Below are 14,212 nucleotides of genomic sequence, written 5' to 3'. Positions count from 1 at the left end.
TATGCACGCTTATCTTCACTGTCTTTCCCACTCGCCGCTGGTGGGCTATGTCGACCCGGCGCAGACCGTGCTCGACGAGGTTAACGGCGTGATCGCCAGCGCCCGGGCGCGTATTGCGGCGTTCGACCCGGAACTGGTAGTGCTGTTTGCCCCCGATCACTACAACGGTTTTTTCTACGACGTGATGCCGCCGTTCTGCTTAGGCGTGGGAGCTACGGCGATCGGCGATTTCGGCAGCGCAGCGGGAGAACTGCCAGTGCCGACAGATCTCGCTGAAGCCTGCGCCCACGCGGTGATGAAAAGCGGCATTGATCTTGCCGTGTCCTACAACATGCAGGTCGATCACGGCTTCGCGCAGCCGCTGGAGTTTTTGCTCGGCGGTCTGGATAAGGTGCCGGTGCTGCCGGTGTTTATTAACGGCGTCGCCACGCCGCTGCCGGGCTTTCAGCGTACCCGCATGCTCGGTGAAGCGATTGGCCGTTTCGCCAGCTCGCTGAATAAGCGCGTGCTGTTTTTAGGCTCCGGTGGTCTATCGCATCAACCGCCGGTCCCGGAGCTGGCGAAGGCTGATGCCCATATGCGTGACCGCCTGCTCGGCAGCGGCAAACAGTTACCTGAAAACGAGCGCGAGCTGCGCCAGCAGCGGGTGATCAGCGCCGCCGAGAAGTTCGTGGCCGATCAAAACACGCTGCACCCGCTTAACCCCGTCTGGGATAACCGCTTTATGACCCTGCTTGAGCAGGGGCGTTTGCAGGAGTTGGACGCGGTCAGTAACGAAGAGCTGTCCGTGATGGCGGGCAAATCAACGCACGAAGTGAAAACCTGGGTTGCCGCCTTTGCCGCCATTTCTGCCTTTGGTAGTTGGCGCAGCGAAGGTCGTTATTACCGCCCGATCCCGGAGTGGATCGCCGGATTCGGCTCCCTGAGCGCTACCACACAGAACTGAAACAGAACTGAATATGCAGGAGAACATCATGACTTACCAACCGCAAACCGAAGCCGCTACCAGTCGTTTTCTGGAGGTGCAGGAAGCAGGCGAAACACTACGCGTGCATTTCAATGACTGTGGACAGGGCGAAGAGACCGTCGTGCTGCTGCACGGCTCCGGTCCTGGCGCGACGGGCTGGGCAAACTTCAGCCGCAATATTGATCCGCTGGTACAGGCCGGATACCGGGTGATCCTGCTGGATTGTCCAGGCTGGGGCAAAAGCGATGGGATCGTTAACCGCGGTTCGCGATCTGATCTCAACGCTCGCATTCTGAAAAGCGTGGTCGATCAATTGGATATTCAAACAGTCCACCTGCTGGGTAACTCGATGGGCGGTCACAGTGCTGTGGCGTTTACCCTGAGCTGGCCGGAGCGCGTGGGCAAACTGGTGTTAATGGGCGGCGGAACGGGCGGCATGAGTCTGTTTACCCCGATGCCGACCGAAGGTATCAAGCGCCTGAATCAGCTGTACCGCGAGCCGACCATCGAGAACCTGAAGCTGATGATGGAGATCTTTGTCTTCGACACCAGCGACCTGACCGAGGCATTGTTTGAGGCACGCCTGAATAACATGCTGTCGCGTCGCGATCACCTGGAAAACTTTGTCCAGAGTCTGGAGGCCAACCCGAAACAGTTCCCGGATTTCAGCCCGCGTCTGGGTGAAATCAAAGCCCAGACCCTGATTGTCTGGGGACGCAATGACCGCTTTGTGCCGATGGATGCCGGTCTGCGCCTGCTCTCCGGAATTGCCGGTTCTGAGCTGCATATCTACCGCGACTGCGGACACTGGGCGCAGTGGGAGCATGCGGATGCCTTTAACCAACTGGTGCTGAACTTCCTCGCACGCCCTTAAGGAACGGACATGACGAATCATAATCTTGAGCAGTTGGCCGCCGATTTACGTCAGGCTGAAGAAAAAGGGGAAGCTATCGCCCCACTGCGTGAATTGATTGGTGTGGACAACGGCGAAGCGGCCTACGCCATTCAACGCATCAACGTGCAGTATGAAGTGGCGCGCGGGCGTCGCGTGGTCGGGCGCAAAGTAGGGCTGACACACCCGAAAGTGCAGCAGCAGCTTGGCGTCGATCAGCCGGACTTCGGTACGCTGTTTGCCGACATGTGCTACGGCGATAACGACAACATTGCGTTTGAGCGCGTGCTGCAACCGCGTATTGAAGCGGAAATCGCGCTGGTGCTGAACCGCGATCTGCCCAATGCCGACACTACCTTTGACGAGCTGTATAACGCCATCGAGTGGGTGCTGCCCGCGCTGGAAGTGGTCGGCAGCCGTATCCGTGACTGGTCAATCAAGTTTGTTGATACCGTGGCGGATAACGCCTCCTGCGGGGTGTATGTGGTCGGCGGCCCGGCACAGCGTCCGGCAGGATTAGATCTGAAAAACTGCGCGATGAAAATGACGCGCAACAACGAAGAGGTTTCCAGCGGACGCGGCAGCGAATGCCTGGGACATCCGATCAACGCCGCCGTCTGGCTGGCGCGCAAAATGGCCAGCCTCGGCGAGCCGCTACGTGCCGGAGATATCATTCTCACCGGGGCGTTAGGCCCGATGGTGGCGGTGAATGCGGGCGATCGTTTCGAGGCCCATATCGATGGTATTGGTTCAGTTGCCGCCACCTTTTCAGCGGCGGTTACAAAAGGAAGTCAGTCATGAGTAAGCGTAAAGTCGCCATTATCGGCTCCGGCAACATCGGTACCGATTTGATGATAAAAATTCTGCGTCACGGCGTACATCTGGAAATGGCGGTGATGGTCGGTATCGATCCAGATTCTGATGGTCTGGCGCGTGCCCGACGCATGGGCGTTGCCACCACCCATGAAGGGGTGACAGGGCTTATCGCCATGCCGGAATTCGCCGACATCGACATTGTTTTTGATGCCACCAGCGCAGGCGCGCATGTGAAGAACGACGCCGCGCTGCGCGCCGTTAAACCAGCGATCCGCCTGATCGACCTGACCCCCGCGGCAATCGGCCCGTACTGCGTGCCTGTGGTGAATCTGGAGGCCAACGTTGATCAGCAGAACGTTAATATGGTGACCTGCGGCGGGCAGGCGACTATCCCGATGGTGGCGGCAGTTTCTCGCGTGGCAAAAGTCCATTACGCCGAAATTATCGCCTCGATCGCCAGTAAATCTGCGGGTCCTGGCACGCGCGCTAATATCGATGAGTTTACCGAAACCACCTCGAAGGCGATTGAAGTGGTTGGCGGGGCGGCAAAAGGTAAAGCGATTATCGTCCTTAACCCGGCCGAGCCGCCGCTGATGATGCGCGACACGGTGTATGTGCTGAGCGAAGCGGCCTCTGAGGTTGAAGTTGAAGCATCGATTAATGAGATGGCGGCGGCGGTGCAGGCTTACGTGCCGGGCTATCGTCTGAAACAGCGTGTCCAGTTTGAAGTCATCCCGCAGGATAAACCGGTCAATCTGCCGGGCATCGGTCAGTTCTCCGGGCTGAAAACCGCGGTGTATCTGGAAGTGGAAGGCGCGGCGCACTATTTACCTGCCTATGCGGGCAACCTCGACATTATGACCTCCAGCGCGCTGGCGACCGCTGAGAAAATGGCGCAGTCACTCACTCGTCAGGCAGGAGAAGCAGCATGAACGGTAAAAAACTCTATATCTCTGACGTGACCCTGCGCGACGGCATGCACGCCATTCGTCATCAATATTCGCTGGAAAACGTGCGCCAGATTGCCAAAGCGCTGGACGACGCGAGGGTGGATTCCATTGAGGTGGCGCACGGCGACGGTCTGCAGGGTTCCAGTTTTAACTATGGCTTTGGTGCGCACAGCGACCTGGAGTGGATTGAGGCGGCGGCGGACGTGGTCAAGCACGCCAAGATCGCCACGCTGCTGTTGCCGGGCATTGGCACGATTCATGACCTGAAAAATGCGTATCAGGCTGGGGCGCGCGTTGTGCGTGTGGCGACCCACTGCACCGAAGCGGACGTGTCGGCCCAGCATATTCAGTATGCGCGTGAACTGGGCATGGACACCGTCGGCTTTCTGATGATGAGTCATATGACCACGCCGGAAAACCTCGCACAGCAGGCGAAACTGATGGAAAACTACGGTGCGACCTGTATCTATGTGGTCGATTCAGGCGGGGCGATGAACATGTCTGATATCCGTGACCGCTTCCGCGCCCTGAAAGCGGTGCTGAAGCCGGAAACAGAAACCGGGATGCACGCCCACCACAACCTGAGCCTTGGCGTGGCGAACTCGATTGCTGCGGTAGAAGAGGGTTGTGATCGTATCGATGCCAGTCTGGCCGGTATGGGCGCAGGCGCAGGCAACGCGCCGCTGGAGGTGTTTATCGCCGCGGCGGATAAGCTTGGCTGGCAGCACGGAACCGATCTGTATGCGCTGATGGACGCCGCCGACGATCTGGTGCGTCCGCTGCAGGACCGCCCGGTGAGGGTGGACCGCGAAACGCTGGCGCTGGGCTATGCCGGCGTGTACTCCAGCTTCCTGCGCCACTGCGAAGTGGCGGCGGCGCGTTATGGCCTGAGCGCGGTAGATATTCTGGTTGAACTGGGCAAACGCCGGATGGTGGGCGGCCAGGAAGATATGATCGTCGACGTGGCGTTGGATCTGCGCAACAGAAAATAAAAATGATTACGCGGCTGGCAACGTATCAGCCGCGATTCACCTGCATCGTGACCTCAGAGGTACATCTTATGACTACCCGTACCCCCGCATCCTCATCCCGCCTGACGTTGACCGTCGGGCTGTGTTTTTTAGTCGCCCTGATGGAAGGGCTGGATTTACAGGCCGCCGGGATCGCTGCCGTCGGTATCGCCCATGCGTTTGCATTGGATAAAATGCAGATGGGCTGGATCTTCAGCGCGGGCATTCTTGGGCTGCTGCCCGGCGCGCTGGTGGGCGGCATGCTGGCCGATCGCTATGGCCGCAAACGCATTCTTATTGCCTCCGTGGCGCTGTTCGGCCTGTTCTCACTGGCAACAGCGATATCCTGGGATTTCTCATCGCTGGTGTTTGCTCGCCTGATGACCGGTGTTGGGTTGGGGGCGGCATTGCCGAATCTGATCGCGCTGACTTCTGAGGCGGCGGGCACGCGTTTTCGTGGTACGGCGGTGAGCCTGATGTACTGCGGTGTGCCGATTGGCGCGGCGCTGGCGGCAGCGCTCGGGTTTAGCGGTCTGGCCTCTGCCTGGCAAACCGTGTTCTGGGTCGGCGGGGTGATCCCGCTGCTGCTGGTTCCGCTGTTAATGCGCTGGCTGCCGGAATCACAGGTTTATACCCAACAAACGCAGGTGGCTGCCGCGCCGCTGCGCGCTCTGTTTGCGCCAACCACCGCGACAGCCACGCTGCTGCTGTGGCTGTGCTATTTCTTCACCCTGCTGGTGGTGTATATGCTGATCAACTGGCTGCCGATGCTGCTGGTCGAGCAGGGCTTTCAGCCCTCGCAGGCAGCAGGAGTGATGTTTGCTCTGCAAATCGGCGCGGCCAGCGGGACGTTAATTCTCGGGGCGTTGATGGACAAACTGCGTCCGGTGGTGATGTCACTTTTGATCTACACCGGGATGCTGGCATCACTGCTGGCGCTGGGCACGGTATCGTCATTGAGCGGCATGCTGATGGCGGGATTTGTGGCGGGGATGTTTGCCACCGGTGGGCAAAGCGTGTTGTATGCGCTGGCACCGTTGTTTTACAGCACGCAGATCCGCGCCACCGGCGTGGGAACCGCCGTCGCCGTCGGTCGTCTGGGCGCGATGAGTGGTCCGTTGCTGGCAGGAAAAATGTTAGCGCTCGGCACCGGAACGGTAGGGGTGATGGCGGCTTCTGCGCCGGGGATATTGCTGGCAGGGCTGGCGGTATTTATTCTGATGAGCCGCAAATCGCAGATGCCGATCCCTGCCAGCGGTGCTTAAGCGCTCATTCGGTAGTATGAGCTGGGAGATACGGTTCCCACTTCCGGGTGAACGCCAGTCGGTGAGGACGTTGCCAGAGTTTACATAAAGCCTGGCAACGGAGGCGTTATGAGCTGGCGGCCCTTTTTGTATTTGATTATTAATCCCCATCCGATATTAAGCGCCCGGCGCGGGCATCTGCGCCTGGTGCAGGGTTGACTTTGCATTCTGTTAACAAACGCGGTATAACAAACCTTCTTTGGATGTTTAGATGTCCATACGTTTAGAAGGTTATATGCAAACAACACAACAAAATGCGCCACTGAAGCGCACAATGAAAACGCGTCACCTGATAATGCTCTCCTTAGGCGGCGTGATTGGCACAGGGTTATTCTTCAATACCGGGTACATCATCTCCACTACCGGGGCGGCGGGAACGCTGCTGGCTTATCTGATTGGCGCGCTGGTGGTCTGGTTGGTTATGCAGTGTCTGGGCGAGCTGTCGGTCGCGATGCCGGAGACCGGGGCGTTTCACGTTTATGCTGCGCGTTATCTCGGCCCCGCAACGGGATATACCGTGGCCTGGCTCTACTGGCTGACCTGGACTGTAGCGCTGGGTTCGAGTTTTACCGCCGCCGGATTCTGTATGCAGTACTGGTTTCCACAGGTGCCGGTTTGGGTCTGGTGTGTGGTGTTCTGCGCGATTATTTTTGGCCTGAACGTCATCTCCACGCGCTTTTTTGCCGAAGGGGAGTTCTGGTTCTCGCTGGTAAAAGTGGTCACTATCATCGCCTTTATCATCCTCGGTGGGGCGGCGATTTTTGGTTTTATCCCGATGCAGGATGGCTCACCCGCGCCTGGACTGAGTAATATCACGGCAGAAGGCTGGTTCCCACACGGTGGCTTACCGATCCTGATGACGATGGTGGCGGTGAATTTTGCTTTTTCGGGAACCGAGCTTATCGGTATTGCCGCCGGAGAAACAGAAAACCCGCGCAAGGTCATTCCGGTAGCGATTCGTACCACTATCGCGCGACTGATTATTTTCTTTATCGGCACCGTGTTTGTGCTGGCGGCGCTGATCCCGATGCAGCAGGCGGGCGTGGAGAAAAGCCCGTTTGTGCTGGTGTTTGAGAAGGTGGGGATTCCTTACGCCGCCGATATTTTTAACTTCGTGATCCTGACGGCTATTCTATCCGCGGCGAACTCCGGGCTGTATGCCTCCGGGCGCATGCTGTGGTCGCTGTCAAATGAACGTACGCTACCGGCCTGTTTTGCGCGAGTAACGAAAAATGGCGTGCCGCTGACGGCGCTGTCGGTCAGTATGCTCGGTGGTGTGCTGGCGCTGTTTTCCAGCGTGGTGGCCCCGGATACGGTATTTGTCGCGCTGTCGGCAATCTCCGGATTTGCGGTGGTGGCGGTGTGGCTGAGCATTTGCGCTTCACACTTCGTCTTTCGCCGCCGTCATCTGCAGCAGGGTAAGGCATTGAGTGAATTGCATTATCGCGCGCCGTGGTATCCGCTGGTGCCGGTACTGGGATTTGTGCTGTGTCTGGTGGCTTGTGTCGGGCTGGCATTCGATCCAGCGCAGAGAATTGCGCTGTGGTGCGGGTTACCGTTTGTGGCAGTGTGTTATGGTGCTTATTTCCTTACTCAACCGCGTAAAGCCAAACAGGAGCCCGAACATGTCGCAGAATAATCCGTTAAGCGCCATCCTCGATAAACAGGATTTCCTGCTGCTCGATGGTGCGATGGCGACGGAGCTGGAAGCGCGTGGCTGTAACTTAGCCGATAGCCTGTGGTCAGCCAAAGTGCTGGTCGAAAATCCGGAGCTTATCCGCGAAGTCCATCTCGATTACTACCGGGCGGGGGCGCAATGCGCGATCACCGCTAGCTATCAGGCTACGCCGGCGGGCTTTGCCGCGCGAGATCTGGATGAAGCGCAGTCGAAAGCGCTGATTGGCAAAAGCGTGGAGCTGGCGCGTAAAGCCCGTGAAGCGTATCTGGCAGAGAACCCGCAGGCGGGCACGCTGCTGGTAGCAGGATCGGTCGGGCCTTACGGCGCGTATCTGGCGGATGGTTCTGAATACCGTGGTGATTACCAACGTAGCGCTGAAGAGTTTCAGGCGTTTCACCGCCCGCGCGTGGAAGCCTTGCTGGATGCCGGGGCCGATCTGCTGGCCTGTGAAACCCTGCCAAATTTTGCCGAAATTAGCGCGCTGGCTGAGTTATTGACTGCATATCCGCGTGCGCGGGCGTGGTTCTCATTTACCCTGCGCGACAGCGAGCACCTGAGCGACGGTACGCCGCTGCGTGACGTGGTTGCGTTGCTGGCGGATTATCCGCAGGTGGTGGCGCTAGGTATTAACTGCATTGCGCTGGAAAACACCACCGCTGCGTTGCAGCATTTACACAGTTTAACGGCGCTGCCACTGGTAGTGTATCCGAACTCGGGCGAGCAGTATGATGCCGTGAGCAAAACCTGGCATCATCACGGTGAGCATTGTGCGCATCTGGCGGATTATCTGCCGCAGTGGCAGGCCACTGGCGCACGGTTGATTGGCGGGTGCTGTCGCACCACGCCTGCGGATATTGCCGCGCTAAAAGCGCGAAGCTGAGAGTTTATCGGGCTTACATCGTTCAATGTAGGCCCGATAAGCGCAGCGCATCAGGCATTGCCGGATGGTGGCACAAGCGCCTTATCCGGCCTACAAAGCCACAAAACGTTATGCCGCATCCGCCAGAACAAACATGCCGTACGGATGGATTTCGAGATAATACTGCTCGCCTACGTCCGGCTGTAAACGCGTAGCGTTGACCTGCAATAAGATCTCCTGCCCGTGCCATTCCACCGTGACTTCATACTGGGGGCCCATATAGGCCACGTGGCGGATCACGCAGCGCTGACTCTCTTCGCCGCGATCGCTAAGCGTGATCGCTTCCGGGCGCACGCCGACCATGCCTTCGCCTTGCGTATCAAAGTGCAGCGGGCGCGGCAGGTGGTAGCCGTAGATATCAACGTATTGGTCACCGAAGGTGGCCGGGAACAGGTTGGCGTCACCCATAAAACTTGCCATAAAGCGCGAGGCGGGCTGGCGGTATAGATCCTGCGGTGAACCGATCTGCATGATGTGCCCCTTGTTCATCACCAGCACGGTATCGGAAACCGCAAAGGCTTCGCTCTGATCGTGGGTGACGTACAGCGAGGTGATATCAAACTGCTTTTGCAGTTCGCGGATCTTGTCGCGCATGCTGCGACGCAGGTTGGCGTCGAGGTTACTCAACGGCTCATCAAACAGCAGCACTTTCGGCTTGAGGATCAACGCGCGGGCCAGCGCTACGCGCTGCTGCTGACCGCCGGAGATCTGATCAACATAGCGCTCTTCGAATCCTTCCAGATCGACCATCGCCAGTGCCTCTTTGACACGGGCTTTCACCTCAGCGCGGGATACGCCGAGCATCTTCAGGCCGTAACCAACGTTCTCTCCCAGCGACATATGCGGGAACAGGGCATAGGACTGAAACACCATACAGATATCACGCTGCTGAATTGAGCGATGGGTGACGTCTTCGCCATCAATGAAAATCTGCCCTTCGCTCGGTTTTTCCAGCCCGGCGACCAGGCGCAAAATGGTGGTTTTGCCACAACCGGACGGGCCGAGCAGCGTCACCATTTGCCCCTGCGGGATGGTGAGGTTGATATTGTCGATTACCGTATTACTGCCAAATCGTTTGGTGACGTTGCGCAGTTCAACGAAATTTTTCTGAGTCATAGTGCGCTCCATTACGCCTGGTTTTTGGCTTTTGAACGGGAGGTACGTGATTCACCGATCAGCCAGTCAAAGATGAAAATAATCGCCAGCATCACCACGATCAGAATGGAACCGTAGGCAATCGCCACACCGTATTCGCCGTCTTCCACTCGGTTAAGGATGTAGGCCGTCGCTACGCGGGTATCCGGCGTGACGAGGAACACAATGGCGCTGACGGTGGTAATGGCGCGCACAAAGCTGTAAATCAGCGCCGAAAGGATCGCCGGGCGTAGCAGCGGCAGCAGGATATGCGTAATGGTACGCAGCGAACCGGCGCGCAGGCTGAGCGAGGCTTCATCCAGTGATTTATCGATCTGGCCTAAGCCCGCGATACCCGCCCGAATACCGACCGGGACGTTACGCATTACCATCGAGATAATGACAATCGCCGCCGTACCAGTGAGGTAAACCGGGGCGCTGTTAAAGGCCAGAATGTACGATACGCCCGCGACGGTGCCTGGAACGGCAAAGCACAGCATGGTGGTGAACTCGATGGTCTTCTTGCCCTTAAACTGTTGGCGCACGACTACCCAGGCGATCAGCAGACCGAAGATGGCGGTGATCGGCGCGGCAATACCGGCGTAGAGCAGGGTGTCGAGCAGTGAAGGCCATGCGCCGTCGCTCATCCCCTGACCGAACAGTTTGGTAAAGTTCGCTAACGTCAGGGTGTAGTCCACGCCCCAGTTAACGGTGAAACTGCCGTAGAAAATGCTGCCGTACAACAGGGCGTTAAAGGCAATCCACACCGCCAGCAGCGCGACCACGCTCCATACCAACGTCACAGGTAACGGTTGCACGTCGCCCCGGTAGGATTTACCGGAAACGGTGACGTATGAGCGTTTACCAATCCACATATATTGCACGCAGAACACCAGCAGTGAGAACAGCAGCAGGAAGGCACCCAGCGTACTGGCGGCCTGGTAGTCGAGCTGCGAACCGGTGATGTAGAAGTAGATTTGCGTTGCCAGCACGTCGAAGTTACCGCCGAGCACCAGCGGGTTACTAAAGTCAGCCAGCGACTGCACAACCACAATCAAAAAGGCGTTCGCCAGCGCTGGTTTCAGCAGCGGGACAAACACGCCGTTAAAGGTCTGCCAGCGGCTGGCACGCAGGGTGTACGACGCTTCTTCCAGCGATGGATGAATGGTTTTGATTGCTCCGTCGAGGATCATAAACGCCATCGGAGTGAAGGCCAGCACCTGCGCCAGCCAGATGCCGGTAAAACCGTACAGCCAGTTGGTGTTGGTTAAGCCAAACCATTCGACCATAAATTCGGTGATGTAGCCGGAGCGTCCCATCATCAGCGTGACGCCTAAACCCACGACAAACGGCGGGGTGACGATCGGCAGAATCGAGAAAATTCGTCCGATAATAGCGCTGCGTCTGGCGATACGGGTGGTATAGATAGCCAGTACCAGACCAAAGAAGGTACAGCCGACGCCGACGGCAATCGACAGCATAATCGAGTTGAGGATCACCTGAATGATATGTGCCTGCGACAGCACATTCATAAACGCCAGCGGGGCAAATTCCCCGGCGTCGTTGGTGAACATCGGAATAAAAATAGCGATACTTGGCCAGACGATAAAAATACCGATCAAGGCGACAATCGCGGTGAGCGAACCGATGACGAAACGGTCGCCGCCCAGCCATTCCAGACGGGTGAGCGCCAGGGTCATGATCGCGCCAAGTGCCACAAACAACACTATGGTGGCATAGCCTAAGCCGCGCCCCTCAAGAGTCGCGCTGGCGACGATAAACGCCATACAGAAAAAAGCCCAGCCCGCATCAAGATAATGGCGGCCGCGCTGTTCGCGCCTGGCCTCATGGAACGGGCGCACCAGTAGCAGGCTCGGCAGCAGATACCATAACCAACTGATATTGAACTGTGACCAGCCGTAGGCGGCGAGTATTTCCTCGCCTGTCGACTCCAGCAGACCATAGTCCAGGCTCCAGCTTGGCAACAGGGTAAACGCCAGCCAGCCAAGCAAAACCCAAAGAAATATCGCATCCCGTTTTTTCACGGGATGGAGTGCAAGTGTGTGTGACATAGCGGTTCCGGTATTCCAGGCCGGATGCGGTATTTACGCCGCACCCAGCAAATGATCGCCGATGTAGGCTTATTTACCCATCTTCACTTCGCTGACCCACTTATTGATCAACGCTTTACGCACGTCGGTCGAGCCGTACTTATCCATGTCGTAATTGATAAGTTTCAGGTCGTCGAGCTTCAGCGAGTTAGGAGACGTCTCGGCGGTGGTGTTGGTCAGGATCTGATAGGACTTACCTTTCTTCCACGCCAGTTCCTGGGCATCTTTTGACAGTACCCAGTCAACGAACAGTTTGGCGTTATCGAGGTTGCGCGCGCCTTTCAGAATGCTAACGCCGCCGATCTCATAGCCAGTACCTTCGCACGGTGAAATTAGCTCCAGCGGTGCGCCCTGTTCTTTTTCCAGCGAGTAGTCGTGCAGGAAGCCAATGCCAATCGCCGTTTCGCCACGAGCGGCGTTACGCGCTGGGGCAATGCCTGATTTAGTGTATTGAGAGACGTTGGCGTTGAGCTGTTTCAGGTAGTCAAAGGCCTGATCTTCACCCCACAACTGGGCAAAAGTCGCCAGCGCGGTATAGGCGGTACCGGAGCTTTGCGGGTCAGCAATCTGGATTTCACCTTTGTATTCCGGTTTGGTCAGATCCTTCCAGCATTTTGGCACCGGCAGGTTTTTCTCTTTCAGGCGCTGGGTATTGACGCCAAAGCCCAGAATACCGACGTAAACCGCCGAGGACAGGTTGCCTTTCACCTTCGCGGGATCGCGGAATTTCTCCATGATCTGTTCGAGATTGGGTGATTTATACGGCTGCAGCAGGCCCATTTCCCCGGCCTGGGACTGCGGATCCAGCGTACCGCCGTACCAGACATCCGCCTGCGGATTTTTCTTCTCGGCATCCACTTTCGCCAGCGTACTGCCCGAGCCGTTGCGAATGAATGAGGTTTTCACATCATATTTTTCACCGAAGGCTTTGGTTTCGGTTTCGCACATCTCGTTAGTGGCGCTGCAATACACCACCAGACGGCCCTGCGCCTGAGCTGCATTGCTGAAGGCTGCCAGCGTCAGAGCGGAGGCAATTAGTGTAGAGGTAAGCGTCAGTTTCATTGTTTTATCCTTTGACTGAGAGAAGGGGTAATGCCTGCAATGAGCAGTGGCATCAGCAATAAACCCATAAAGACAGCGGCGACCGAGAGCAAACTGAACATTCCCGACCAGCCGTAGTGTTCTATGACCAGCGACAGCGGCCAACCCGCCAGCGCGGCCCCCAGATAGGCGAACAGCCCGAGAAAACCGGTAATTGAACCTGCTGCCGCTTTGTGTCCGCACTCCACTGCCGCGAGGCCAATCAGCATCTGTGGGCCAAACACAAAAAAGCCCACCGTAAAGAAACACATTGCCAGTAGCGCGTAGTGGTGCACCGGCGCCAGCCACAGCGCGGCGACGGATACCATCAGCCCCAGCGTGAACAGCAAAATCATCGGCGCACGCTGACCGCTGAACAGCAGATCCGATCCCCATCCGGCAAATAGCGCCCCCAGCAAACCGCCAACTTCAAACAGCATCACCGTGGCATTGGCGCTGAGCAGATTCACGCCGTGGCTTTCCGTCAGCCAGATGTTGCCCCAGTCGTTGAGCGCAATGCGGATCAAATAGACCAATACATACGACACGCCGAGCAGCCAGATCATCGGGTTTTTCAGCATGGTGGTACGTAACATTTGCCACAGCCCCATCGGCGGACTTTGCTGTTCCTGACGCAGCTCCAGCGGGTCATGCCGCCATTCCCCAACCGTCGGTAATCCCTCTTCCCGGGGCGTGCCTTTCAGTTGCAGAGTGAGCCAAATGCCTAACGCCATGCTGATAATCCCCGGTGCCAGCATCGCTGCCTGCCAGCCCCACCAGTGGGCGGCAAAGGCGCTAATCAGCGGGATAACTGCCCCACCAATGTTGATCGACATATTCCAGCAGCCCCACCAGAATCCGCGTTCGTTGCGCGAGTACCAGTGGGTCAGTAGTCGGGCGCAGGGCGGCCAGCCCCACCCCTGGAAAAAACCGTTCAGCGTCCAGACCACCAGCAGCAGCGTCAGCGATTCACCAAAGGCGAACAGCACATTCAAAACACCGGTGGCGAAAAGGCCAATGCCCATAAATGCGCGTTGTCCGTGGCTGTCGTGCCATAGCCCGGCGGTAAATTTCGACAGGCCATAGGTCAGGTAAAACAGCGACCCCAGCAGGCCGATATCGCCTTTATCCAGACCCAGGTCCGTTTGTAGCGCCGGGAGGACGTAGTTAACGCTTTTGCGCGTCAGATAAAACGCGGCATAGCCAATGACCATACACATCAGCAGTCGGGGGCGTAGCGCCCGGTATTGTTGATCTGTTTCGCTGGCTGAGCGTGTATGCATGGCAGTCTCCGTTTGTGCTGACTATAGGAAAGTGAAAGCAAAAGAGGATGAGAGAAAGTCCAGAGTGG

Annotated in this window: 12 protein-coding genes; 8 read left to right on the top strand and 4 right to left on the bottom strand. The window is 57.5% G+C overall.

The features are described from left to right. The first annotated feature begins 1 nt into the window (after position 1). From mhpB to mmuM, 8 genes are all read left to right on the top strand, one after another. Positions 2-946, top strand: a complete 945-nt coding sequence (gene mhpB, locus OGV74_RS20395; protein ID WP_003021366.1) for a 2,3-dihydroxyphenylpropionate/2,3-dihydroxicinnamic acid 1,2-dioxygenase — start codon at positions 2-4, stop codon at positions 944-946. Between the two features lie 28 nt (positions 947-974). Next, positions 975-1,841, top strand: a complete 867-nt coding sequence (mhpC, locus tag OGV74_RS20390; protein WP_016149676.1) for a 2-hydroxy-6-oxonona-2,4-dienedioate hydrolase — start codon at positions 975-977, stop codon at positions 1,839-1,841. A gap of 9 nt (positions 1,842-1,850) precedes the next feature. After that, positions 1,851-2,660, top strand: coding sequence for a 2-keto-4-pentenoate hydratase (gene mhpD / locus OGV74_RS20385; protein WP_086503754.1), 810 nt, complete (start codon positions 1,851-1,853; stop codon positions 2,658-2,660). Then, positions 2,657-3,607, top strand: coding sequence for an acetaldehyde dehydrogenase (mhpF, locus tag OGV74_RS20380; protein WP_071667383.1), 951 nt, complete (start codon positions 2,657-2,659; stop codon positions 3,605-3,607). The genes mhpD and mhpF overlap by 4 nt, the downstream gene beginning before the upstream one ends. Further along, on the top strand, positions 3,604-4,617 hold the full coding sequence (gene mhpE, locus OGV74_RS20375) for a 4-hydroxy-2-oxovalerate aldolase (RefSeq protein ID WP_003021379.1): 1,014 nt from the start codon (positions 3,604-3,606) through the stop codon (positions 4,615-4,617). Before mhpF ends, mhpE begins: the two co-directional genes overlap by 4 nt. Positions 4,618-4,685: 68 nt before the next feature. Beyond that, positions 4,686-5,900, top strand: a complete 1,215-nt coding sequence (mhpT, locus tag OGV74_RS20370) for a 3-(3-hydroxy-phenyl)propionate transporter MhpT (protein ID WP_086504939.1) — start codon at positions 4,686-4,688, stop codon at positions 5,898-5,900. Between the two features lie 274 nt (positions 5,901-6,174). After that, a complete protein-coding gene (mmuP, locus tag OGV74_RS20365) occupies positions 6,175-7,578 on the top strand; it encodes an S-methylmethionine permease (protein ID WP_044714461.1) in 1,404 nt (467 codons plus the stop codon). Then, positions 7,565-8,497: a homocysteine S-methyltransferase gene (gene mmuM, locus OGV74_RS20360; RefSeq protein ID WP_061548193.1), complete on the top strand. Its 933-nt coding sequence runs from the start codon at positions 7,565-7,567 to the stop codon at positions 8,495-8,497. Before mmuP ends, mmuM begins: the two co-directional genes overlap by 14 nt. A 108-nt stretch (positions 8,498-8,605) precedes the next feature. On the opposite strand, the gene fbpC is transcribed toward mmuM, so the two are convergent. The 4 genes from fbpC to uhpC form a co-directional block, all read right to left on the bottom strand. Next, a complete protein-coding gene (fbpC, locus tag OGV74_RS20355) occupies positions 8,606-9,652 on the bottom strand; it encodes a ferric ABC transporter ATP-binding protein (protein ID WP_003847645.1) in 1,047 nt (348 codons plus the stop codon). Positions 9,653-9,663: 11 nt separating this feature from the next. Further along, on the bottom strand, positions 9,664-11,742 hold the full coding sequence (locus tag OGV74_RS20350) for an ABC transporter permease (protein WP_086503755.1): 2,079 nt from the start codon (positions 11,740-11,742) through the stop codon (positions 9,664-9,666). 69 nt (positions 11,743-11,811) lie between these two features. Continuing rightward, positions 11,812-12,843 (bottom strand): ABC transporter substrate-binding protein, encoded by a 1,032-nt coding sequence (locus OGV74_RS20345; protein WP_003021397.1) that lies wholly within the window; start codon positions 12,841-12,843, stop codon positions 11,812-11,814. Further along, positions 12,840-14,144: an MFS transporter family glucose-6-phosphate receptor UhpC gene (uhpC, locus tag OGV74_RS20340; RefSeq protein WP_003021400.1), complete on the bottom strand. Its 1,305-nt coding sequence runs from the start codon at positions 14,142-14,144 to the stop codon at positions 12,840-12,842. Before uhpC ends, OGV74_RS20345 begins: the two co-directional genes overlap by 4 nt. Between the last annotated feature and the right edge of the window lie 68 nt (positions 14,145-14,212).

This window comes from Citrobacter sp. Cf116 (assembly GCF_030336505.1).
Taxonomy (GTDB): Bacteria; Pseudomonadota; Gammaproteobacteria; order Enterobacterales; family Enterobacteriaceae; genus Citrobacter; species Citrobacter freundii.
This window is presented reverse-complemented; position numbering and strand designations above follow the sequence as displayed.

Bases quoted from the DNA above. Each gene is read 5' to 3' on its own strand.
- mmuM (WP_061548193.1), top strand. From the start codon at position 7,565: ATGTCGCAGAATAATCCGTTAAGCGCCATCCTCGATAAACAGGATTTC.
- OGV74_RS20350 (WP_086503755.1), bottom strand. From the start codon at position 11,742: ATGTCACACACACTTGCACTCCATCCCGTGAAAAAACGGGATGCGATA.
- uhpC (WP_003021400.1), bottom strand. From the start codon at position 14,144: ATGCATACACGCTCAGCCAGCGAAACAGATCAACAATACCGGGCGCTA.
- mhpT (WP_086504939.1), top strand. From the start codon at position 4,686: ATGACTACCCGTACCCCCGCATCCTCATCCCGCCTGACGTTGACCGTC.
- mmuP (WP_044714461.1), top strand. From the start codon at position 6,175: ATGCAAACAACACAACAAAATGCGCCACTGAAGCGCACAATGAAAACG.
- mhpD (WP_086503754.1), top strand. From the start codon at position 1,851: ATGACGAATCATAATCTTGAGCAGTTGGCCGCCGATTTACGTCAGGCT.
- mhpE (WP_003021379.1), top strand. From the start codon at position 3,604: ATGAACGGTAAAAAACTCTATATCTCTGACGTGACCCTGCGCGACGGC.
- OGV74_RS20345 (WP_003021397.1), bottom strand. From the start codon at position 12,843: ATGAAACTGACGCTTACCTCTACACTAATTGCCTCCGCTCTGACGCTG.
- mhpC (WP_016149676.1), top strand. From the start codon at position 975: ATGACTTACCAACCGCAAACCGAAGCCGCTACCAGTCGTTTTCTGGAG.
- mhpB (WP_003021366.1), top strand. From the start codon at position 2: ATGCACGCTTATCTTCACTGTCTTTCCCACTCGCCGCTGGTGGGCTAT.
- mhpF (WP_071667383.1), top strand. From the start codon at position 2,657: ATGAGTAAGCGTAAAGTCGCCATTATCGGCTCCGGCAACATCGGTACC.
- fbpC (WP_003847645.1), bottom strand. From the start codon at position 9,652: ATGACTCAGAAAAATTTCGTTGAACTGCGCAACGTCACCAAACGATTT.